This window comes from Photorhabdus sp. RW14-46 (genome assembly GCF_963887965.1).
GTDB classification, from domain to species: domain Bacteria; phylum Pseudomonadota; class Gammaproteobacteria; order Enterobacterales; family Enterobacteriaceae; genus Photorhabdus; species Photorhabdus laumondii.
The window spans coordinates 13,796-38,400 of the sequence record NZ_CAWPHH010000010.1; the positions used below are offsets into that span (position 1 = coordinate 13,796).

The window sequence follows — 24,605 nt, forward strand, 5'->3', positions numbered from 1 at the left end:
TAGTGAACTAATGTTAAATTCAATCCTTCTATATAATAGGGATAATTTTTCTATTCAGGTAATTGAAATAACAGTGGTATGTAAGATGATTTTTAATAACAGGCCCTGATTAGGGCCTGTGGCAGGTGATGGTTATTCGAGAATAGTGTAACGAATGTGCAGAATAATGTCGGTCAGCATCTGTAATATGGTTTTTTGTTTACTGGTGGCATTGGGGAAACTTAGCGTTAATGTCCCCTTGTCATTAATATCGATTCCTTCAAACGGCAGGAATTTGCCATCGTTGAAATCGAGTTGGAATTGACCATTGTCATTCAGGCCGTGGGAGACCGCCAAGGCTTTACAACCTTTAGCTAAGCCGGTGGCGTCACCACCATAAGACAGAACCGCTTGAACATCTTGATAGGGTCCCAATAGTGACGGTAAGGAGACACTAATTTGTTTAATGCGGCGTGTTTTGCCTAACTGCATCTCTTCCGGGTAATCATCTTTGAGTTTCAGGTCTTGCAGGGTTAGCGTCGCGGATAGCGTATTGTTGGTTAATTTCAATTGATTACTGTCATTACCGACGGAAGTCTCTTTATCTTCTTGTAGCAACGCTTCAATTTTATCTTTCAATGTAAAGTTTTTTCCCTCTAAGGATTGGTACACCTGCGCCAGAGAAACCGTGCGTTCCACTTCCAGCGCACGTTGTTCTTGTTTCAGGTGCGCATCTTCCATTTGGGCCAGATTCAACATTAAGGTTTCTCCGGCAAGCAGACCGGCATAGGTTCCTTGCCAGGCTCCCGGTTTAATAAAGCGTGCAGAGGTATTATTGGTTTCCCAACGGTAAGCTTGCTCTGCCATCAGACAACGGGCGACGACTAAATCGTAAAATTGGAAGTAAATGGCAGCTAACCGACCACGTAACCAGTTGTACAGCGCTTGATTGCTGAATTTTCGTTGCAGGAAAGCCAGTTGAGCTTGAGTTTGTTCCTGTTGGGTTTTCAGGCTGGTTTTTTGTAATACCGCCGCTTCACGGCGCACTGTTAGTGATTGAAGTTGAGCATCGATCTGTTTCATCTCTGCTTCGGCATTATTACGCTGGATTTCCCACTCCTGACGACGACGGCGCCATATTTCAGATTGCGAGACTTTCTCCGCTTCAATTAACAAACCTTCTGCGGCGATCCCGCCACCAATAGCAATGGCATTGGCAATTGCCCCAAAGCGTGTTCCCCCGACCGCAAAGCCGTAGATATTGGGTACCATCTCCAGCGCGGCGGCAGCCATGTGCAAGCCTTTCAATCCGCTGGTAATACTTTGGGAAGCTATTCGCATATCCAGAGCTTGACGTTCACCGGCATTGACATCTTCATCGTATAATTTGCTGTAGTTATCAAAGCGCGATTGTGCCCCGGCTTTGGATTTTTCCAGTACGGTTTTTTCAGCGTCTATTTCTTCAATGGTTTTGTCCTGAATGCTGAGCGTCGTTAATATCAGCTCTTTGGCTTGATTTTGCAGCAGAGCATTTAGGGCCTCAGCATCTTGGCGTTCAATAATATTTTGCAACGTGGAGCCGAACTGTGTGAGTTGAGCGACCATGCTGCGGGCATTTTCTAACATATGCGGGAAGCGCCACAGGGACATAAATGGTTGTGGAAGAGAGCCTCCTCCCTGAGATGTAGCAACGGCGGCGCTGAGTAACGCTTTCGGATCGGCCGGTGTGGCATACATCGGCAGATAGAGCGGTTGACCATCAATAGAGAGATTATGACGCAAGTTATACAGGCGCAGTTCCAGTTTGTTCCAGTAGCTCAACATAACGTCGTTGATTTGTGGCAGGAAAAGATCGGTCAGGGTATTAGCGGAGCGCAATAATAATGCTGGTGTTTGCGTGCCTTGTCGTAGGGTGGTTATTGCGTAGGAATATGCTTTTTGTATGGTCGTGTCTGCGGCATTGTCCAGACGTGGATTATTCCATGCAGAACTCAACGGCAGATAAGGTTTATCGCCTAACAGGTGCAGTGCCTGCATATACCACATTTTGGCTTCGTTCAGCGTATCCCGCTCCAGTTGGCGATAGGCGTGATCGCCACGAGCCATCAGCAGATCGAGAGTGCGCATAAAGGTGGCTACTTTGTAGTGCATTGGATCGTGCTGTGCCACCGCATCGGGATCAACGGAATCCAGAGGATCACTGTTCCAACTGGTATTTTCTAGGAACGGGCGTACATTCCAGCGATAGTTTTTAATTTGACCACGAACAATATAACCGGATGGGCTCCAGACATATTTCAGCCAACGGTTAGCTTCATCGAAATTTTGTTCGTGTAGCAAACGCTGAGCAACCAGCATCGGGGTATAGTAGAACAGTTCCCAGAAATAGAGGCTGTTAGCGCCGCTGAAATCCATAGGATCCGTATAATGGGATAGAATAGAAACATCAAAGAAGCCTTTATATTTTATAATTCCTTTTGTTTCACCATATTGAGTCGTTGCTGAGTCATAATTGGCATCATTAATTAGAATAAATTTCTTTTGAATTTCATTGAAATAGAAGAAAGCGGGTTCCCAGGTACCTTGATAGAATACTTTGTTGTATTCAACCCCTAATTTAACGCCTTCATTGGTATAAAATTGTTGCTCATAAGGGACAAAAAGAATAGCATTGGTTTCGGTGTCAGCCAATATTCCTTGGTAATATGGCCGCATTGCAGTATTACCGTCAATATTCCCTATGTGAATTTTAAACTGGCGCTTATTACCATGTGTGTTTTGATCGTATTTAGGGAGAGTAAATTTAACATAAAAGCCTTTTCCTAACGATGGTTCCTGAATATTCTGAGTTTCCATACTTAGAATCGTATCAATACCCGTAGTGGCGCGTTCAACTAATTGGCGAGCAAATAGGGTATTAAGACGAACGCGATAGGCTCCCCATTGCATATATTGAGCGCCATTCTTGTCATGAAAAAGCGTTAGAGCATTATCGGTTTTAACCTTTTGAATAACAGGGATATTGAAAATTTCATAACCCAGTTTGCGTCCATCATCTGCCAGTGCGATAAAGGTGACATCAATACTGGCTGAATTGTTAGTAAAATTCAGACTAGAGCCATCTATTTCGAGAGCATTAAATTGGTAACACATTTCTTCAAAGCTAGGTGATGGTTGAACGGAGACATCTTTATTCGCTGTAAGAGAGTATTCTTTGCCAGCGTTGATTGTGATTTGAACCTTTTCAGAAGAGATTCCCGTGTTGATATCTGTTGCTCCACTAATATCGGTGGCAATCTGGCCTTCTTTATCTTCCATATAGAAATATGCTTTAAATAAATCTATATTATTAATCGTATCGATAATACAATCTTGGTTACTACTTGTAGTCGCGGTTATTTCTTCTTTAGTTGTTGGGAACCAAGCCCTTATAGTACCAGTTGTGTTGCTCCTATAAAACAGCAAACATCCTTTGTCATTATCGCGGTATTGATAAACAGGATAGATAAGTTTTTCATTTTTAGAGTGATTTGGGTTTTTATTTATATTTGTATAAATAATAAATTTATCTCCCAGTTTGCCATATTTCTTCATTAGATCGCATTGAATACGTTCTCGTCCTTCTTTTCCCTCATGAATTATTCTTAATTTCGGTGAAATCTTGATTTTTAAATCACTTGATGCAACTTCATAGTTGATAACTATATTACCGCCATATACTTGGCTCAGATTATATTCCCCCCAATCATGGCTGTTGCTATGATTGATCAATGAAGGGATTTCATAATCCTCTGCATATCGGTTATTTATTCTTATGACGCTATTAGTATCAGAATTAGTATCGAAATGTGTATAACCGTTATCTCGATAAGAGTTGCATTGCTCATTAGTCATCTCTTTGGAGGACATATCGGAGAAAATATAAAATCCTTGCATTGGAGCAGTTTTATAATCGTCCAATTTCTCTTTTTTTCTATAAAACATTACCAACAAGGTATCTTCCCCTTGATAACCTGCGCAATAGAGTCCGGGAGCTTGAGATTTTGCCAGTTCTAATGCTGATATTTTGCTATTCACATCAAAGGCTATTGGTGTATTCCAGGTACCATCATAACGAATATGAGCCAATTTTAATTCATAGTAATAGTCAGTAATGACTTTATTATCTTTATCTTGTTTAGCTATTTCCTTTTGTTCCAACCAAATCAGATATAAGCGGGATTTATAGATAACTGGGCGAATGGTGCTTTGGTAGGGATTAATTGCGCAGTCAATTTTGTGCCATTCACTCCAGGCATTAGCAGCGAATTTACCATCGTTGAATTTACTGTGATCGACACTGCGCCAGTAATATTGATTAATTTCTGTTTTGCTGTGTCCAATAAAGTAGGTCAGCCCTTGGTCATTATTAACATTGTCATGATAAGCACTAATGACTTCCAAATTAGCGACTTGCTCAAACGAGGTCAGGTAAGATTTAAATGCATCTTCTACCGTATCGGCATTTAATTGGCTCTGGCTGACGGATTGCAATAGCGTATCCATCATTTTCGTTTGTCCGATACGCATTGTCGGGTCGATATAATTTTCGGGATAGTAAGCTAATTGTGAAACGCCAGCCCAAGTGCTGTAACGTTTATTATATTTATCCCAATCGATAAAAAATTGACGAGTAATAACATCAGAAATGGCATGGGTTTCTATATTTTCCAGCGCCCGGTTGACGTACAATTGAATACTGGCAATGGCTTCGGCAATGCGTGTAGTTTTTATTGCAGCAGAAACTTGGTTATCAATGAGTAAATATTGGTATAAATCGTCACGGCTTTTAATTGCTGCTGCCCGGTTAGCAATCTTGCCAATATAATAGTTGCTTAATGCAGTACTGCGAGATTCGTCCAGAAATGCGTGTAGAGTATTCATTTGTTGAGTGTCTAACCCGGCAGTTAATACCATAGCTGCGTTTTCCCATTGGGAATAGGTCGGTGTTTTTTGAGACGGTTGTATATAATCCAATGCTATCAGGGATGAAATACCCTGCGGGGAGATATTAAAATCATTTGCTACATTGGTCCATTGCAGAATAATATCGATGGATTGCCAATTGGAGAATGTATTTTCTTTAGTAACCTGCTTATAATTTTGCGCCTGAATACTGGCTTGTTCTAATAAATTAGCATCAAGGTTCATGGCATTAGCCAGTTGTTCTGCGGTTAAAATTTTATTTTCAAAAGCGGTTAGAATAGGAGAGGCTTTTTCACCTAGTGTGTTAACCCAATTAGCAAAGCGGGTTAGGATGATTAATGTTGGTGCATTATGGGCTGGTGTCGCTTTATCAGGTTCATCAGAAATGCCAAAAATGGTTGGTTGTTCTATGAACAGGCGGAAAGCGTTTTCATTAATACCGGAAGAACGATAAATCATTGTTAATTGTGCCAGACAGTGACAGTACTGAATAATTTGTTCCTGCATTTCTGGCGGTTTTGATAATTCTAAAATTCCCCTATTTTGTAACCAGTCCCAGAATTTTTCTGTTGTTATTTTCTTTTCGCTTGGTTTTATTTTATCAGCCCAGAGAAGAATAGAATGTGCGACATTTTCAGACGGTAATTGTAGCGTTGCGGCAATATAAGGCGATATGGTAGTCAAAAGATCTTTTTTATTTTCATCAAAGTTTTGTAAACCATTGTAGACCGTATTGAGTAAGTTTTGAATTTCAGGCGTTAGCGTTTTGTCATAGTTGGTGGTGGTCATCAAAAATAACTGATAGACACTCCACTTTTGTGTACGCAGCCAATTGCTTAGGCTATCGAGTCTGTTTATGAGTTTCTCCAGTTCTTTATCATCAATGGTATATAAATCTCTCTTATCTTCACCGATAGTCATCAGGAGTAAATACAGTTCATCAATCGTTAATTGGTGAATATCTGCCAGTAGTTTAGTCATATAGAGATTGGAAAGATTTTTTATATTATTAGCAATTTTACCATCTTTATTTTCATGATTAGCAATATGGAGCAATCGATAAAGAGAAATATCATCGACATTAAAAGCACGTTTAAGTACTGTTTTGTGCCAGTTATCGGTGTTGGTACTGTTCAGATTTAAGTCAATATTGGTGTCTTCGGTAACGAAACATTGCCCGTTGAGTGGTGGGGTATTAAATAGGCGATCAAATTGGCTAGGTTGATTACGATAGGAATATTGTGAAATGGAATTATTACATAGTATTAAGGCAGTTTCAGTATCAATGTTGTATTTCTGCATATAGTATTTAACTAGAAAGATTTTTCCTAATACCGATGGATTAATACTCTGTTCTGGAATGATTTCATCTAATTTTACAAATGGCAGGTTTACAGATCGTGATAATAAAATAATTTTATTGATTTTTAATAAATGTATTTTCTGAGTATTTAGTTCATTGTTTGGATATTTTAGAATAAATTGGCTGAGCTCTTCATTACTAAAATTATAATAACTTTTCAGATATTCTGGCATTGCCAGCCAGGTAGGATCAATATCGCCAAAATTCTTTTTGTAAATATCCTCTGCATTAGCCTCGGTAATTTCTTCGGTCAGAATATTAAATAACTCTGGCGAGATAGAGTTATTAATTCCTAACAATGAAGCTTGATGCATTAATCCAGCAACCGCCGGTGATTGCTGAAATTGCTTAAGTTGAGGATCTTGTAATTGGATAGCTTTACGCACATTTTCATAAGCATCGTGATAAGGTATTGTGCCGGAAGGACGGAAAGTGGATAACATTGCCATCACCTTAGTATCGCTGTCCAGATTAGGCTGATTAGCTTTAACTCCTTCCAACAAAATTTCATTAGACAGAGAAAGAGTGGAAAGCTTGGTATCCATATTTTGCTGATTGAGCGTCATTGATTGGAGGTCTGGGCGGCGTTGATCCAGATGATAAACGGAGTCACTGGCATGTAAATTACGTGCTTCACGATAGAGTTCAGTTAAATAAGCCGCGGGGGAGAACATAGAGGAAACCGAACCCGGTGCCACATATTGGCTGGCTCGGCCACCAAATTCATTATTATAGCCTTGCAATTCAGCATGAGGGAGGGTAATTCCGAGGTGTACTGCATTTTGCAATTGTGGGTTAGCGCGTTTGAGAATACTTGCTTCATATAATTGATTCTCTTTTTGTTCCTGTTGTGCATCACGATATAAGCGGTTGGTCTCTGACCAGGAGAGATGATCAGAAACTTGCTGACGGAATTCATTAAAAGAATAGTGACAAATATCGGTCAGACAATTAATACCACATTGGCTTTGTAATACATCAGGTATCTCTTTCACGTATGAGTTCATGTTTATTCCTTTTAAATCATAAGGTAAATAAAACATCCGTGTGATTTCTGTACCATCGATACAAATCGATACAATAAGAGAAGAGAATGATTCCGTTCTATAGGAAGATGAGGATCATCACTATGCCACTGTTTTCTTCAAATAGCTGTTGCAAAAAAAGCAGCTGCAAAATTTGCAATTTTTTTTTGAATAAGGATGGAAGGAATAAGTTGTTATTGCTTATACCCGTCATCTTTCAAGTTGCCTCTTTGTTGGCTGCACTCACTCACCCCGGTCACATAGTTTGCTATGCTCCCGGGGATTCGCTCCCTTGCCGCCGCGATGCATCTTGAAATCAATAGGGTATACATCATGATTGATGAGCAATGAAAGAATAATGAAATTCAGTTATGATGAGTGTAAATTATATAGTTTATTTAATGTTATATTGAAATTCATTTAATGGGAATATTGCCGATAATTTTGCAACTAATTGAAATGTAAAATATGAATGATAATGAGATATTTATGTGCAATAACAGAATATTAATTTTAATTAAAATCATTATGCTAATATAGTGGTAAGTTATATTTATTTCATAACCATTATGCAAGTGTTAAATAAATTTTCATAATTTAGGTGGTGAAATCCAATATCAATTAATGCATCTCCTAATGTAAAAGAATGCAAAGTAGAAACATCGTTGTCATGTTCTATGGTTAATATTCTATTTCTGGAATAAAAACAAGAGGGTGTGTGATGATATTTTGTTCAAAGCAACTAAAGTATTTTATGGAATCAGCGAAGAAAGAGTCATTCACGTTAGCAGCGGATACACTTTGTATTACCCCCTCTCCACTTAGCAGGCTCGTATATCAACTGGAACAACGTGTGGGGTGCCAATTATTCGAGCGACTACCGGGAAAAACCAAGCTCACAGAAGAGGGCAGGGCGTTATATCAAGAGTTGTTGCCATGTTATGAAAGAATTCAGAAAGTTGAGGATAACTGGAATTGTCGTAGAAATTGCAAATCATCAAGCAGAGATAAACTGGTTATTGGCACCAGTGGAGAATATGTTAATAAGATATCTACGGTCGTAAAAAGAGCGGTGCAACGTTATCATTACCGCGATATTTGTATAATCAACAATTTCCTCATTGATGATTTAATAAGACAAGATGCAGTATTTTCTTCCTTAATGAAAGAGGATATAACGGTTTATGTGACCACTGAATGTTATCCAGATAATGATGATATCATCAGGATAGATGGAGCTTATCAAAAGTTGTCTCTTGCTGTATCCAATGATATTTTAGAACCAGAGAGTCATGTTGATGAAATAATATATAGTTTTCCTTTGGTTCAGCATAATAGTGCCTTTTTAAAACAATGCGATAATTTTATGCCATTGAATTATCCACCTGAATACCAAAATTTAGCGTTATTAACGATCCCTGATTTTACTAATAGATTGGAACTGATAAAAGCAGGGGTCGCGATAAGTTTAATGACCCCCAATGAAATGCGCTATTCTGCCCATATTGATAAAGGTATAACATTTCTGAATTTTGAATCATATCCAGAACCATCGGTAAGATATTGTGCTTATGCTCTCAGAAATAAATATAAAGAACCATTAAATTCATTAATTTCTGATTTGATATTTTAGAATGGGAGATAAAGTATTGTTATTTTAATGGGTTAGATATTGTTTTAATTATTTGATATTAAAAGTTATCAAGCCATGAGATAAATATTTCCTCATGGCTTGTCCCTAATTATTTCTGGATAAAGTTTATTGTACTGTCGTATTTTTTTCTATAGGCGTGACGAATTTCAGAGAAAGTTATTGCTTCGGCATATTCATTCGGACCTTCTTTCCTTCTTTTTCCTGTTTTCCAGGGTTGTTCTGATTTTAATTGCTCGATAGTCAATTTTTCCCCGTTATATCCAGCCATAACAAATCTGAAATCAGGTGATGCTAGTTGTTTTATAAACCAATCCATACCTAATTTACTTGTTTGTCTAAAGAATGCCGTTGCAATAGTATTTTTTAGCCATGATTGGTCTGCTGCTGATAAGGTGCTTTCAAGTTCTCCTGCATTTCCTGCGGAAGCAAATTTCGTTAATATATCTCTCTGCCTTTGAATAGTGAAATCGCTACCATCACTATTTTTTAAAATAAATGCATCTAATTTCTGGAATCTTTTTTGGCCGGATAACCCACTGAAAAGACCTTTTGAGGGGAGAAGATTTTTTACTTTACTTTGAATATCTAATTTTTCTTTATTTTCTACCATATGAAAACTCCATGACGCAGTGTAAGCATATTGTTGTTCATAGGCTTCCTGTTTGATTTTATCAGTAGCTGAACTTTCCTCTATACCCATTGCTACCAGATATTTACTTGAGTTAGTTCTTATATTTTCCTCATTCAATTTAGGTGGACTGTCTTCTTTAAGATTTTGAGAAATTCTAAAATAATCAGACAGACTTAATTCACCCATGATACCAAGCCCAGCATTATATTCATCGATGGTAACAGGATTCTTATTAGCCGCGAATGCCTTCCCCATTTCTGATCCGCGGTGATGACTGAAACCATATATCACCGTGTGTTCGACATCTTTAATTTCAGGGGCTCTACCATCAGTATCATGATATTTAATTGGATTATTCCTCACCATTCGATATAAATTCAGCCCATCGATTGTTCCTGCGGGATCGGCGCTTAACCATCGTCCTACCCAAGGCTGATAATATCGGTAACCGTAATAATATAGCCCGGTGGCATCCCGCTCTTTGCCTGAATAACGGATGGTTTTATAACTGGCTTCTGTTTTGTTCCTTGCCGCCCATAATGCCGTGCCACCATAGGGATAGTACTCTTCTTCACTAATAATTTCTCCTTTGCTATCTAATTCAAGCTGACTGGAACCGATAATATTATCGTAACTATAACGCAACTGATTATTGTCGATATCTTCCGGTTTACCGCTCTCCCAATGTAATACGCGTACCTGTGCCCGGCCTGCTTCTCCTACGGTGATAACTTGCAAATCTTCGGTTGTGGTCGTGTTGTCTTGCGTTAGACGGAGTTCCAGACTCGGCAAATAAGTTATTCGTTGTATTTGAGCGTTGTTGCTGGTCCGTTGTTCGTTGACTTTTAATATCCTTCTCCCGTCACCACTATAACGATACCATTCCCGATCATCATTGGCGCTCTTGTCCCGTTTCACCAATGTCACTTGTTGTAGTTCACCGCGTGGATTCCAGTTCAGGTTTTGTCCTGCTATCAACGTGTTCTGGTGCCCGCCTGCGTCAAATAAAGCATCTACTTGTGTCGGATCTTCGGTCAGTGTGCTGAGTACTGCGCGATTGCTCTGGTGAGAAACCGTGATGTTTGTGGTGTAGTTGTTTTGCGTCGCCGGTGAACTGTGCTGGATTTTAGTCAGATTGCCGCCACGGTCATAAGTATATGTACGGGTATAGTTGGTGTAGGTGTTGTTATCAGAAGGTAGAGCCGGGGAGGGAAATGGGTGACTTTGTTGACCTATATTCGCCATCTCGCGCCCGGTGGCGCTGATAAGCTGATACAGGGAGTCGTAGATATAAGTACTTTCCGGCACCACTTTCTGGTTGTGCCAAAAGCGGGTGGCTTCCGCATCGTTACGGATACTGATGACATTGCCTACCGGGTCATACTCATAGCGTAAGTCTTGCAACACTTTGGTGTCTGACGGATTGGTGTCTAACGAACGGCGGGTTTTGATACCGATAAGCCGTTGGGTTTCCGGTTCATAACTGTATTCGGTGATAACACCATTGCCGTGTTCCTCGCGTAATTTTTGTCCGGCAGCAGAATAGGTCAGGGATTTGATAATCACTTGTTCCGTCTGACCTTTTAGTGTTAACCCGCTCCCGTTTAGCTGCCCGGCCACATCATAGGCTAGCCTCTGAATGTTGCCTTTCGCATCGGTCTGAGTCAGTAAAGCGCCGGTGGCATCGAAGGTGCTCAGGATGGTGTAGATGTCAGCAGCCAGCATGTTTTGCCAGCCGGTTTCGTTATCACCTGTCCAGTTAGCTGCTTGAGTGTCGAGCAAGAGTTGGCTGGATTGCGATAAAACAGTACCGGTCAGTGACGAACTCTCCAATCGGGTAACTCCCGCCGTGTCATAGTGGCGCACGCACTGGCCGGCAAGGTTATGGTCTTTCTCTGCTTCGGTATTGCCGGCCCAAATCAGGCGCTCGGTGGTACGGGATGTTTTTTCCTCTGGTGTTTGTTCGGTAACAGATAACAGACGGCCGGGCAGGGAAGAAGTTTCATATTGACGGGTTTGTATGACACCTGTTGCCGTTACCGTCAGCAGCGGACGGCCTTCAATATCATTCAAGGTGACAGTGCGACCTGCATCAATGCTCTCTGTACGTAAGGGATTGCCGGTCAAATCATACTGCCAGAGAAAATTGGGTTTGATCGTACTATTGGTTTTCTTGGCCTCATATAGGCGTGGATCGATGCTTTGACTTAGGTGTCCGTGAGTATTGTATTGATGGCAGGTAATACGGGTATCGGTATCACCGTTTGCAGTGGTACGGTGAAAATCGATGTTACGGATTGTCAGACCACGGTTGTCTTGGACATTGACGACGGGAGTCTTTTGATAAAGTTTGGGATCAATGTTTTTCATGAGTTACCTCGTTGTTGGGTTGTTGTGTGTAATCCTTTCTGCAATCGCAATTGTTGTCTGTATGTTAGTTTTCTTACGATAGTCGATAGTGTAGTCGATAATTTCGCAGGTTAACTAGAGACTGATGGTTTATTGTGGCAGTGGGGCCTTATTGCTTCCTTCCATGATCATGATGATACGTAATGAGGCGGCGCCAGAGCCAGTTCAGTCCGGTACTTCCTGTTGTGCCGAATAAACCTGCAATTGCAAAAGTCATATAGATACTGCCGCCACTTTCAAAACTCAGCAATCCTCCTAGTACACCGGTAAAGCAGGAGATGATGAGTTGACAGAATACGTTGATCCAACTCCATTTATATTGTTTGTTTTGCATATCAATGAGGTACCTTACGAGTCCGCCCCAGGCCGCAATAAAACCAATGATCAACCAGATGATAAGTTGAGTATCTGACGGTATTATGAGCAACACCTTTCACCTCCATCTCTGTTTCCCGCCTGTTAGGCAGGCGGGATTGATCAAGTTACATATTCACCTCATTCACCTCAGCAGCCGTGTCATTTTCATCCTCATTGACAGTAAACCAAGGAGTGAACAAGGTTCGGCGTAACCAACCTTTTGCGGTGATAACCTTGATTTCTCGACCAACGGGATCATAGACATGGGTATCTGCATAAGCTTCTTTTTCCTGCCGGGCACTGTCATTGCTAACGTATCGCCAGTCATTGAGGAAATAGGGCTGATAGGTGCGTATCGGCTGTCCCTTATTGTCATATTCCGTTCGTCCAGTCACTGCCCAACGATTCTCAGTATGCTTGACACTTATCATCAGAGAACCCTCTTTATTGCGTTGCCAAGCCATACCTGCTTCATGTCGGGCAGCGGCTTGCAGTAAGCGACCAAAGCCATCACTGAATACTACCTGTTGACGGATCTGTTGCTCAGGATCGTGATCATAACGATCCGTAGTCAATGTGAGGCTGTGAGGGGGTAAATGGGGGCCGTTGTTTAACAGGCTAATGAGTTGAGGGGTTGCCTTTTGACTTTGTGACCAGTGGCGATAGGCCAGTGTACATATGCGCCCGTCTTCGGTGATGATTCGGGTATTGTATAACTTTTGCCGATCTTGCTCTGCCAGCCTATTGAGGGCTTTCTGACTTAATACTGGCATCCAGCTTTCTGGTGCGTAAACTTGACACTGTGCTACAGGGAGCGGTTTTTTTAACTCAATAGCGGAGTTCACATCGGACGGTGGAGAAAACGGTGCTTTTTCCGGTGAAGAGTAACCGGTCATCTTGCCGTTTTCAGTTCCCCAAAAGCGCAGTGTGATTGGCCGGCCTAGTGCATCCAGCATGATAAGGTGCTGATTGTCATTGATATCTGTGAGTTGCACAGGGGTCAGAAAACGCCAGTCATATTTGGCTGAGGTTGTCAGCCCAGCAGCATCTCGGGTTTGTGTGACAACGCAATAGGTTGCATCCCAAGTGAGTGTAATTTTGCCCGTGAGTTGGGTGTTGCTCTGTTTTTGCGGGCGCCAGAACTGTGCGGCTGTACCGTAATCGGTATAACCATGATGAGCTACCCAGATTTTATCTTCTCCGGTGCGAGGAAATAGATAATTTGTTTGTTGGTATCCGGCTTGTTCCAGCGTCGTTGACAATTGAGCAGATGGGATACTCCCATCAAACGCTGATAGTGTGGATTGACTAAATACCGTTGTCTCGGTAAAGGCAACTAGCGCTTGTCGCGTTGGCGTTTGCAATGGCGCTGCATTTTTCCCATTGGTATAAATGGTTTTTTTCTGGCCGAGATATTCACGCGGTTTATTATCCGCAATCAGGCTATCTTTAATACTCAGTAGTTCCAGATTTAAACCACCAGCAGGTACATTTTTAGCTTCATAAGTGAAGATATCACTGCGGGTACTATCCGGTAGTCCTAACACCCGAACGGTATTGTCGGTCAGATGATGCCAACTGGATTGTTGATAGGTGAGCCGTAATTGGCGTTGCTGTTCATCATAGCTGTTGGCTAACAATTCATCAGGCAGCGTATCAGGATACGGATTGATTGCTGGTTGCTTTCGGCGTGGATACTGTACCGAAACCTGTTTTAGCGGTTGGCCAAATAGATCACTGGATAGCGTAATATCTTGGCTGCATTGTGGGTCGCTGGCGATACGCTCGTAATGATAGCTGCGGCTTTCAACTACAGATGACCAAAGTACCGGGTATTGGTTATCTGCCTGCTGTAATCGACGTACCTGTGGACGAAATTCAGTGACAGTATAGGGAACGTGTTTATTTGTACTGTCGTCCAATCCGTACAGCTCACTACGTAGCAGTTGACCTTTCAGTGCCCGGTTTAGCCAATACTGGCTGTTATCATCTTCCGGTGTTAACAGAATATCTTTGCCATCTTGCCAAGTCGTAAAGCGTGGTGAAAAACCGGCAAAAGCCTGATTATCACCACGCCAATACTCTGTTGATAATGTGTTATCTATTACCGGTAGCCCGGTGGCATACCAGTTTTTGGTCATCGCGGGTGGGGTGCGTTCTGACGCGTTGCCTTGGGCCAGTTGATGGCTGTCTGTCTGCTCAACATAACCAAATCCGCGAAATTCCCGTTCACGCCCATCCCAAGCGCCACGAGCATAACGCAGTGTTGTGACTAATTTGTTGCCGCTGATTTCATCCGCTGTTTCCGTTTGCCATAGGGTATGTACCGGGAAGGGGAGATAACAAACCGGTGTTTGTCCGGCAACCAGTGCCGCGGCTTTTTCATCCAGCCAGAACTGGGCGGAACTGCGGTAACGCAAGGTGTGGTGGGCTCCCATATTGTTGTTCATTTCGCTGAGTAACCACGGTTTTGCGCTGGTTAGATCACAACGCCAGTGATGGGGGGTCATATGTGGCACGCTCAGTATCAGGCTGGCGACACCTAACCCTTGTATATCGGCCACTTGTAACTGACAGGTATGGTCAAAACGCAAGCCTTCTGGGAAGCGCAATGTCATCGGTGCGGCAAAACCGTTGCCACTTTTATTCAGGAAGATGTCCAGACGGTTGGTGTGAACATAAATCAGATCCGTTGGGCCGCTGCCATCCAGATCGGCCAGATAAACTTGAGCCGGGTTAAATATAGCCTCTGGCTGGCTGAATCCCGGCAGGGTAATGGGTTGACCAAAACGTCCATGCCCCAGATTAGGCCAGCAGGTGACTTTAGTTGCGCTCACTTCAACCAGATGTGCCTGACCGGAACCCAATACATCACTAAACGCCACCAGCTTACGCGGATCGGCACCCGGTACTGGCAGCGTGACATCACCGGATTGCACCACATCTTTTCCTTTGGCGAAGCCGTCACGAGTATTGGCATATAAACGCACACTATTAGGGCCGATCAGCACTAAATCAGAGAGCCCGGCTCCCATTAAATCGGCGAGTTGCGCACGTGGATGAGTATATTCCACCGGCAGAGCATTGAGTGGGGTAAAACGTGTCCAACTGCCATCTGGACGTTGACTATGATATCCCCGTAATCCCGGTCCGGTGATAACCCAATCAAGTTGGCCGTCTCCGTTGATATCCACCAACGAGGCGTTGCTTTGCAAGGAAGGGATAACAGACAAAGGCTGTATTTTTTCCCAAGTGACGGTATCTGAGCCAATTTCACCCAGACGCTGTGCGGAACGGTACCACCAAGCGTTTTTATCCTGATATAGCAGGCCGGGTAATCCTTCGCCTTTTAGATCGACTAGCTGCCAGCGCTGAATGGCATTGAAGTTTGCCAGCACATCCATCGGTTGCCAGTCAGTGTTATGTTGCGGTGAAAAATCTTGATACGCCAATTCTAATGGTGGCAGGGTGACGGCAGTACCGTCTTGCTCATGTCCTACTCGACGAACGAATACCAGCGTGCTGGCGATTGCGCTTTCGTCATAATTGAGTATCAGGCGTGAAACCAGCGTTGGTCCGTTGTGTTCTTTTATCTTATTATCCAGCGCTTGCAGGCAGTGATACATCAGTATCTGACGGCATAAACGGCGAGTACGTAATGCAAAGCCATATTCATAACGGGAAAAACGGTCCTGACGACAAAGCCAGTTACCCGTTGCTGTAAATGCTGGTGGCATTTTCAGGTTGTTACTGCGTTCGCCGTAATCAAATACCAGGTAGAACAACCAGTCTGCTTGTGATGGGGCGCGACCATTCAGACCGGGTAACGTTTCGCTGGCTGTCCGGTTGCCGTAATACACTATATGTAAATAACGTTGTGCTGTGGCCTGTGGATGGAGCGTAATTTCGTTAGTTTCACAATCTAAGTTATCTTCGGCCCGGTACTGATAATAAATTTGCTCACCATGTGGTGATACAGAAGCTTCCAGCAACCATTGTGCTGTTTGTGTCGTTTGGGATGGGTTGCTGATCCGTGCTTGCGGTGATTTACCCAATAAATGTACCTGCCCATCTGGGCTATATATCAGCCAAAAATCTGTTTTGCCTGTTGTCTTGGGCTGCCAATATTCCAATCGGCTGAAATGACTTTCCAGACGGGAACGGTATCCGGTAACGGTGAAGATAGCGCCTAGGTTGATACCCTGTAATGTCGATTCATCACGCGGTTGATCCGCGACTACCAGTACTTCGCCTTCCGGCCCAAGGAAAGTATCGGTTTCGTTATAATGGGGGACGCCAAAATGGGTGCGGCGGCGGATGGTCATAACGTTGCAATCCCAACCTAGACCAAATGGAGTGTTACCGGCACCGCTGTTGTAGTTTAAGGCGAGTGACGGGGCATAACCGCGCCCGGCAGAAATAGGTAATGGTAGAGATAGCGCGGCCATACCATCCGGTCCGGCGGGGGTTAACGCTTCCCCCATTCCCGTGATAGCGCCTCCTCCTTTGGGCAGTGATAGTTCTGTAATACTAAAATCTTGTGAATTTTGCATGAAAGACTCCTTGCAGGCCCCATTTAGGGGCCTGTTTTAGCACTTAATTGAAATCGTTATTGGCGAATGGTGTAGCGAATATGCAGAATGATGTCGCTTAGACTCTCCAGCATGGTTTTTTGTTTGCCTTCTTTGCTTCCTTCACCAATTGCATTTGGGAAGCTCAATGTCAGCGTACCTTTATCGATGTCGATTCCTTCAAATGGCAGGAATTTGCCATCGTTGAAATCCAGTTGGAACTGGCCGCTGTCATTCATCCCATGAGAAACCGCCAACGATTTGCAACTTTCAGCCAATCCAGTGACATCTCCGCTGTAAGACAGAATCGCCTGCACATCCTGATAGGGACCTAACAGTGCTGGCAGGGTGACACTGATCTGTTTAATCCGGCGAACGTTACCGACTCCACTGTTTTCTGGGTAATCGTGACGAATTTGTAAGTCAGCTAACGAAATGGATGCTTGCAGAGACGTTTGGGCATTTCCGGTACCAAACTTCAGGGTATTATTTCCGCTACCGGCAGTGACTAATTTATTCTTCATCAGTTCTGCAATTTTCTCAGTCAGGGAAAATTGACCTTTCTCTTTATAGATATTTGCCAGTGAAACGGTACGTTCTACTTCCAGTACGCGTTGCTCCTGTTTCAGATGCGCGTCTTCCATTTGTGCCAGATTCAGCATTAAGGTTTCTCCTGCCAGCAAACCGGCATGGGTTCCCTGCCAGGCACCGGGCTTGATAAAGCGTGCTGCGGCATCGTTAGTCTCCCAGCGATAGGCCATTTCAGCCATCAAACAGCGAGCTACTGTTAAATCATAGAACTGGAAGTAAATGGCGGACAGCCGACCACGCAGCCAGTTGTACAAAGCTTGATTGCTGAACTTATGTTGTAGGAAGGTCAGTTGTGCATGAGTCTGTTCCTGTTGTGTTTTCAGGCTGGTTTTCTGCAACACGGCGGCTTCACGGCGCACTACCAGCGAACCAAGTTGAGCATCGATTTGTTTCAGCTCTGTCTCGGCGTTATTACGCTGAATTTCCCACTCCTGACGACGCCGACGGTAGGCTTCAGACTGGCTAATTTTATCCGCTTCGGTGTTCATGACACTGGCGGAAAACTCCATGACATTACCTGTGGCTTGGGCGATTGCCCCCCAATGGCTACCACCATCAGCGAAGCCAAAGATGTTGGGGGCCAGATCAAGTGCAGCGCCTGCCAGATGTGATGCTTGAAGGGCAGTAGAGATGCCAGCGACGGAGGCTCGCAACGCCATTGCCTGTTTTTCACCTGCGTTGATGTCTTCATTGTAGAATTTGCTGTAGCTATCAAAACGTGATTGGGCCCCGGCGCGGGTTTTTTCTAGCACAGTTTTTTCAACATCCAGCTCTTCAATGGTTTTGTCCTGTATGCTGAGATTGGTCAATACCAGTTCCGCCGCCTGATTCTGCAATAGCGTGTTTAATGCCTCTGCATCCTGACGTTCGATAATATTTTGTAACGTGGAGCCGAATTGGGTGAGTTGATTGACCATACTGCGGGCGTTTTCCAGCATGTGTGGGAAACGCCAAACTGATATAAACGCTGACGGAAGATTATTTCCACCTTGTGAACTGGCGACAGCGGCGCTGAGCAGCGCTTTTGGATCGGCTGGTGTTGCGAAAATAGGTAAATGTAAAGGCTGACCATCAATAGAGAGGTTATGGCGCAGGTTATACAGCCGTTGTTCCAGTTTCTGCCAATAGCTCAGCATCACTTCATTGACCTGTGGCAGGAAAAGATCTGTGTTGCTTCCACCTGTAGACTGGCCTTGTCGTAAATCTGCTACTGCTTTGGCATGTGTCTTTTGTTTCTCAAGATCTGCGGCCTCTTCTAGTTCTGGATCATTCCATGTTGAACTGAGTGATAAATGAGGTTTATCACCCAAGAGATGCAATGCTTGCATATACCACATTTTGGCTTCGGCGAGTGTGTCCCGCTCCAATTGGCGATAGGCGTAATCTCCCTGTTCGATCAACAGATCAAGGGTGCGCATAAAGGAAGCGACTTTGTAGTGCATTGGATCATATTGCGCTATGGCATCGGGATCAAATGAACCCAACGGATCATCGTTCCAACTCGTGTCCTCTTGTAATGGGCGAACATTCCAAGTGTGGGGATACTGCTTTTGACCATTGGCAATATGGCCTGATGGGTTCCAGACATATTTCAGCCAACGGTTAGCTTCATCGAAGTTTTGTTCGTGCAGCAAACGCTGAGCAATCAACATCGGGGTATAGTAGAACAGTTCCCAGAAATAAAGACTGTTCGCGCCGTTGAAGTCCATTGGTTCGCTACTCACATTATTTAGGACATTGACACTTTCAAAATGGGTCAAAATGGAGCCGGAGTTTATTGTTACTATTCCTTTATTATCTCTAATAAAGTGAGGACCCGACCAGCTACCATCTGATGGCGATTGCTTGAAGGTCATATAGACCTTGGCGTGGAAATCTTGATTCAATGGAATATCATCAAGAGGAATAAATAATGTGATGCTTATATTTGTATCTTTTAGCTGGCCTGAATAGATAATATGTGAGTTATTATCAGAGACGTGTTTGATATATAGCTTAAACCAACGTTCATCACCATGAGTTGATGGGTTATAGGGAGGTATTACGAATGTAGCATAGAAACCTTTTCCTAATTGTAGCTCCTGAATATTTTGAGTTTCCATGCTCAAAATAGTGTCGATCCCCGCGTTGGCGCGGCTAATTAATTTACGGGCAAACAGCGTATTAAGGCGAGTGCGATAGGCTCCCCATTGCATATATTGTGCCCCGCTTGAATTACTGTGAAGGGATAGGACATTATTAGTCTCCGATTTTTTGATAATACGAATACTAAAATGTTCTTCGCCTAGGTTACGTTCTTTCTGACCACTTTCAAATGCATCAGCAAATGCTGTAAAGGTGATATCAATACTTGCTTCATTATTTTTAAATACTAGTTTGGAGACGTCTATTTCTTTGAGACCATTAAACTGGTAACACATTTCTTCGAAGTTGAGTGGTGGTTTAACTGAAACTTTGTCGTTCGCTGTATATGGTTCACTAGTTAATGTTCCATCCTCCTTCACTGTTTTCACTGTGATTTTAACGTTTGAAGGCTGAATATTTGTATTAATAAACATTGGCCCCGAAACATCAGTGTCAATACCGCCGTGGTCATCCATGTAGAAATATTCTTTGAATGGATTGTTGTTACTATGTTTATTATCAATATAACCATAATTACCACTAATGTTACCGCCGGTGGTTATGGACATTTCTTGAGAGCCAGAGGGAAGGTTAGGGAGCCAGGCTCTTACAAAATTAGTGGCACTATCCCGATAAAATAGAAGTCTTCCTTGACTAAGCTGGCTGGCATTTCCTTCATATTGATAAACAGGGTAGATGAATTTTTTATTTGACAAATTATTTTGGTTAATGCCTAGCGTGGTATAAATAATAAATTTATCTTTTGGTTTGCCATATTTTTTCATCAGATTGCACTGATTACGTTGTCGACCTTCATATCCATTATGAATAATTCTTAACTTTGGTGAGATTTGGATTTTTGAATTATCGCTTTGGTTGCGGGTAATTAGAATACTCCCGCCGTATACCATACTCAGATAGCCTTCTCCCCAATCATAACCATTATTATTGTTTACCGATGAAGGGATTTCGTAGCTTTCTGCATAGCGGTTATTGACTCTTATAACACTATTGGTTGCAGTATGGGTATCAAGCTGTTTATGAATATTAAGTTTATAATCATTAGGATTCATCTCTTCTTGTGACATATTGGAAGAGATATATAACCCTTGCATGGGAGCATTTATATAACTCGCCTGTTCAGGACCTTTTTGGTAAAACATCACCAATAACTTATCTTTGCCTTGATAACTCGCACAATAGAGCCCTAACACTTTATTCGCTTCTAGATTGAGATCAGATATTTTTTTATCTACATCAAAGGTAATTGGTGTATTCCAGGTAGCGTCATAACGAATATGTGCCAATTTTAGTTCATAATAATAGCTTGTGGTGGTTTTGCTTCCTTGTTTGTCAGTTTTTATTTCTGATAGAGCTTCTACTTTTGGTAGAGTTTCTCCTTCTGATCGATGAGTTACCTTCTTTTGTTCCAGCCAGGTAATATACAGGCGGGATTGGAAAATTACCGGGCGGATAGTATCTTCGTAGGGATTAATTGGGCAGTCAATTTTGTGCCACTCACTCCAGGCATTAGCGGGGAATTTACCTTCGCTGAATTTATTGTGATCTACACTGCGCCAATAATATTGATTCACTTCTGTTTTACTGCGTCCGATAAAATAGGTTAATCCTTGGTCATTATTAATGTTGTCATGATAGGCGCTGATGACTTCCAAATTAGCTACCTGTTCGAATGACGTTAGATAAGATTTAAAGGCATCTTCTACGGTATCGGTATTCAATTGACTCTGGCTAATGGATTGCAGTAGCGCATCCATCATTTTTGTCTGGCCGATCCGCAATGTTGGCTCAATGTAATTTTCCGGGTAGTAAAGGAGCTTAGCAATGCCGGCCCAGGTGCTGTAGCGTTTGTTGTATTTATCCCAGTTGGTGAAGAATGAACGGCTGGTGACACTTGTGTCGGTATCTTCCTCCATATTTTTCAATGCGCGGTTAATATACAGTTGGATACTGGCGATAGCTTCCGCAATCTCCGTGGTTTTGATAGCTGAGGAAACTTGGTTATCGATTAGTAGGTATTGATATAGATCATCACGGTCTTTAATTACCGTATGTTTTCTTTCTTCTCGATCTTTTTGGTTATGAGAATAAATAGAGTATGTACTTAACGCAGCACTGCGAGACTCATCTAGAAATGCATGTAGGGTATTGGCTTTTTGGGTGTTCAGCCCGGAGGTTAATATCGCAGCGACGTTTTCCCATTGGGTATAGTCAGAGGAGGATTCTGTATTTAATATTTGCGTTAGTGCTGAAACACCTTGTGGAGAGATGTTCAATTGATGTGAGATGTTAATCCACTGTAATAGGCTGTCGATAGATGACCAGTTGGATAAATCAGTTTCTGCCTGGGTCTTAGCTTGTGACAGCAGCTTTTCATCGAGATTCATGGCCTTAGCCAATAGCTCTGTTGTTAATGTTTTCTTTTCAAATTCGGTCAGTACAGAAGAGGCGTTTTTACCGAGTGAGTTAACCCAGTCAGCAAAACGCGTTAGTGACATGAGTGTTGATACATCATGTGCTGGTATTGTCTCGGTTGTTTCAGTTGCCTCAATTGTTTCGGTTTTTTTGGTTTTAATAACAAAGTGTTGTGGCTTTGTCACAAACAGACGTAAGGTATTTTCGTTAAGGCCGATGGAACGGTAAATCAGCGCTAGTTGTGCTAGACACTGGCAATACTGGACCACGAGTTCAGCTTGTTTTTGGAATTCTGGTTGAGCGGTAACGGGATTTATTCGCAACCAGTTCCATAATTTTTCCGCTGTCATGTTTCCTGTACCGGGTTCTAGTTTATCTGCCCAGGTGAGTATGAAATATGCCGCATGTTCAGATGGTAATTGTAAAGCAGCGGCGATATAAGGAGATATGGCTTTTAATAGCTCTTCTTTGGTTTTTGCCTTTTTCTTGTCAAAGTTTTGCAGACCGTTATATACAGTATCCAGTAAGTTTTGGATTTCTGGTGTCAGGGTTTTGTCATAGTTGGTGGTGGTCATCACAAATAACTGATAGACACTCCACTTCTGTGTACGTAGCCAGCGAGTGACGGCATAGAGTTTATCAATCAGGGTGACCAGATCAGTATTATTGATGGTAGATAAGTTGGTTTTTTCTTCACCTATGGTAATTAGTAGTAAACTTAACTCATCAATAGTTAACTGATGGATATCTGCCAGTAATTTTGTCCGATAGAGATGAGAAAGATTCTCTATATCATTAGTTATCATTTCGGTAGTATTGACCGGATTGGTAACCTTTAGTAGTCGATTTAATGAAATATCATCGAGGTTAAAAGCAAGTTTAAGTACAGTTTTGTTTCTGTCATTGGTATTGCTGAGGTTTAAATTAATCTCTGGAGTGCCATTGGTGGAAAAACCCTGACCATTTAGTTTTGGGGAATTAAATAAACGATCAAACTGGCTTGGATGACCGTCATTGCTATGTTGTGAAATGGTTGCTTTGCACAGTATTAATGCAGTTTCAGCATCAATACCGTAGCGTTGCATATAGTATTTAATACAGAAGATTTTTTTTAACACTTCTTCATTGATGTTGAATTCTGGACTGATACTGCGGAGGATTCCACTTAATACCGTTGGTGATAAGTTTATAGCTTTGAATAGATAAATAAATTTATTAATTTTCAACAGAGCACGATAATCAGTCTTTTCGATAGTTTGTTGTGTATTAGTAGTATGCGATGCAGGCTCAGTAATTGTTATTTCTTCTTCTGGGAGAAGTATAGTTCTTATTTTAAGGAAGTCGCTAAACTCTTCATCACTCAGATTGTAATAACTTTTCAGATATTCCAGTTTTTTTGTCAGAGAAGGTTTAATATCACCAAAATTATTATTATAAAGAGTTTCAGTAGTAGACCCGGTAATCTCTTTTGTCAGAATAGTAAATAACTCTGGTGAAACGGAAGCATTAATATCCAACAGGGAAGCTTGATACTTCAATTGAGAGAGTGTTGTTTCTGGGAATACACTTAATTGCTCAAATACTGGAGCCTGTAATTGAATAATCTTACGTACACTTTCATAAGCATCGTGATATGGCATTGAGCCAGAAGGGCGGAAGGTTGATAACTTTTCCATCACTTCAGCGTGGCTGTCCAAATTAGTCTGAGTCTTAATACTGTTCAGTAACATGTTATTAGACAGAGAAAGTGTGGAAATCTCCGTATCCATATTTTTCTGGCTGAGTACCAATGATTTTAGATCTGGGCGACGTGTATCCAGATGATAAATGGAACCTTCAGCATGTAAATTTCGTGCCTGACGATAAAGTTCAGTCAGATAAGCCGCAGGAGAAAACATGGAGGAAATTGCGCCAGGGGCTGCATACTGACTGGCGCGGTTGCCAAATCGGCTATTGTAACCTTGCTGGTCGGCATGAGGAGTTGTCAGGGCAAGATGTACCGCACTTTGTAATTGAGGGTTGGCGCGTTTCAGAATACGGGCTTCATGCAGCAGGTTATCCTTTTGCATCTGCTGTGCTTCAAGATATAAGCTCTGGGTCTGTGACCATGAGAGTTTGTCCTTCACTTTTTTGCGAAGTTCGTCAAAAGAGAGATGGCAAATATCGGTTAGATTAAAATCTGCTCCTAACGCTTGTTGATATTCGGGCTTGAGTGTGTTCATGCTTATTCCTTTTAAATATTGAGTCAATAAAACATTTATGCTGGCTTGCATATCGTGGAGATAAATAAGGTTATTTATCTCCATCCAAATAAAGGCAACACAGGTAACGTTTGATAGCGGTCTGAAATTAGGTTGAAAATAATGGTCAAATAAAAACACCATTTAACTATCAATTATTTCGTAACGTTATTATTTATTTAAATGGCTGTTGTGATGCAATAACAAAAATTATAATTACATCATAAGTAATATAATTAGTTAACAATAACCAAATGAAA

7 protein-coding genes are annotated in these 24,605 nt (G+C 42.1%); 1 reads left to right on the forward strand and 6 read right to left on the reverse strand.

The genetic code is table 11. The features are described from left to right. Positions 1-132: 132 nt before the first annotated feature. Both AACQ38_RS10620 and AACQ38_RS10625 read right to left on the reverse strand, forming a co-directional pair. Positions 133-7,314 carry a Tc toxin subunit A-related protein gene (locus tag AACQ38_RS10620; protein WP_165578084.1) on the reverse strand — a complete coding sequence of 2,394 codons (7,182 nt, stop codon included), beginning with the start codon at positions 7,312-7,314 and terminating at the stop codon, positions 133-135. Positions 7,315-7,526: 212 nt separating this feature from the next. After that, positions 7,527-7,667 carry a hypothetical protein gene (locus AACQ38_RS10625; protein WP_165578085.1) on the reverse strand — a complete coding sequence of 47 codons (141 nt, stop codon included), beginning with the start codon at positions 7,665-7,667 and terminating at the stop codon, positions 7,527-7,529. A gap of 386 nt (positions 7,668-8,053) precedes the next feature. Here AACQ38_RS10625 and AACQ38_RS10630 point away from each other — a divergent pair, with 386 nt between their 5' ends. Next, positions 8,054-8,965: a LysR family transcriptional regulator gene (locus tag AACQ38_RS10630; protein WP_011145329.1), complete on the forward strand. Its 912-nt coding sequence runs from the start codon at positions 8,054-8,056 to the stop codon at positions 8,963-8,965. Between the two features lie 109 nt (positions 8,966-9,074). Here AACQ38_RS10630 and AACQ38_RS10635 read toward each other — a convergent pair whose 3' ends face one another. From AACQ38_RS10635 to AACQ38_RS10650, 4 genes are all read right to left on the reverse strand, one after another. Then, positions 9,075-11,987 carry an RHS repeat protein gene (locus AACQ38_RS10635; protein ID WP_165578086.1) on the reverse strand — a complete coding sequence of 971 codons (2,913 nt, stop codon included), beginning with the start codon at positions 11,985-11,987 and terminating at the stop codon, positions 9,075-9,077. A 148-nt stretch (positions 11,988-12,135) separates the two neighbouring features. Continuing rightward, positions 12,136-12,456: a phage holin family protein gene (locus tag AACQ38_RS10640; RefSeq protein ID WP_011145331.1), complete on the reverse strand. Its 321-nt coding sequence runs from the start codon at positions 12,454-12,456 to the stop codon at positions 12,136-12,138. A gap of 52 nt (positions 12,457-12,508) precedes the next feature. Then, positions 12,509-16,936, reverse strand: a complete 4,428-nt coding sequence (locus AACQ38_RS10645) for a SpvB/TcaC N-terminal domain-containing protein (RefSeq protein WP_165578087.1) — start codon at positions 16,934-16,936, stop codon at positions 12,509-12,511. Between the two features lie 56 nt (positions 16,937-16,992). Beyond that, a complete protein-coding gene (locus tag AACQ38_RS10650) occupies positions 16,993-24,327 on the reverse strand; it encodes a Tc toxin subunit A-related protein (protein ID WP_165578088.1) in 7,335 nt (2,444 codons plus the stop codon). Positions 24,328-24,605 lie beyond the last annotated feature (278 nt).

What these genes read in the sequence shown, in the direction of transcription:
- AACQ38_RS10625 (WP_165578085.1), bottom strand. Translation starts at nt 7,667, where the DNA reads ATGATGTATACCCTATTGATTTCAAGATGCATCGCGGCGGCAAGGGAG.
- AACQ38_RS10635 (WP_165578086.1), bottom strand. Translation starts at nt 11,987, where the DNA reads ATGAAAAACATTGATCCCAAACTTTATCAAAAGACTCCCGTCGTCAAT.
- AACQ38_RS10630 (WP_011145329.1), top strand. Translation starts at nt 8,054, where the DNA reads ATGATATTTTGTTCAAAGCAACTAAAGTATTTTATGGAATCAGCGAAG.
- AACQ38_RS10620 (WP_165578084.1), bottom strand. Translation starts at nt 7,314, where the DNA reads ATGAACTCATACGTGAAAGAGATACCTGATGTATTACAAAGCCAATGT.
- AACQ38_RS10650 (WP_165578088.1), bottom strand. Translation starts at nt 24,327, where the DNA reads ATGAACACACTCAAGCCCGAATATCAACAAGCGTTAGGAGCAGATTTT.
- AACQ38_RS10645 (WP_165578087.1), bottom strand. Translation starts at nt 16,936, where the DNA reads ATGCAAAATTCACAAGATTTTAGTATTACAGAACTATCACTGCCCAAA.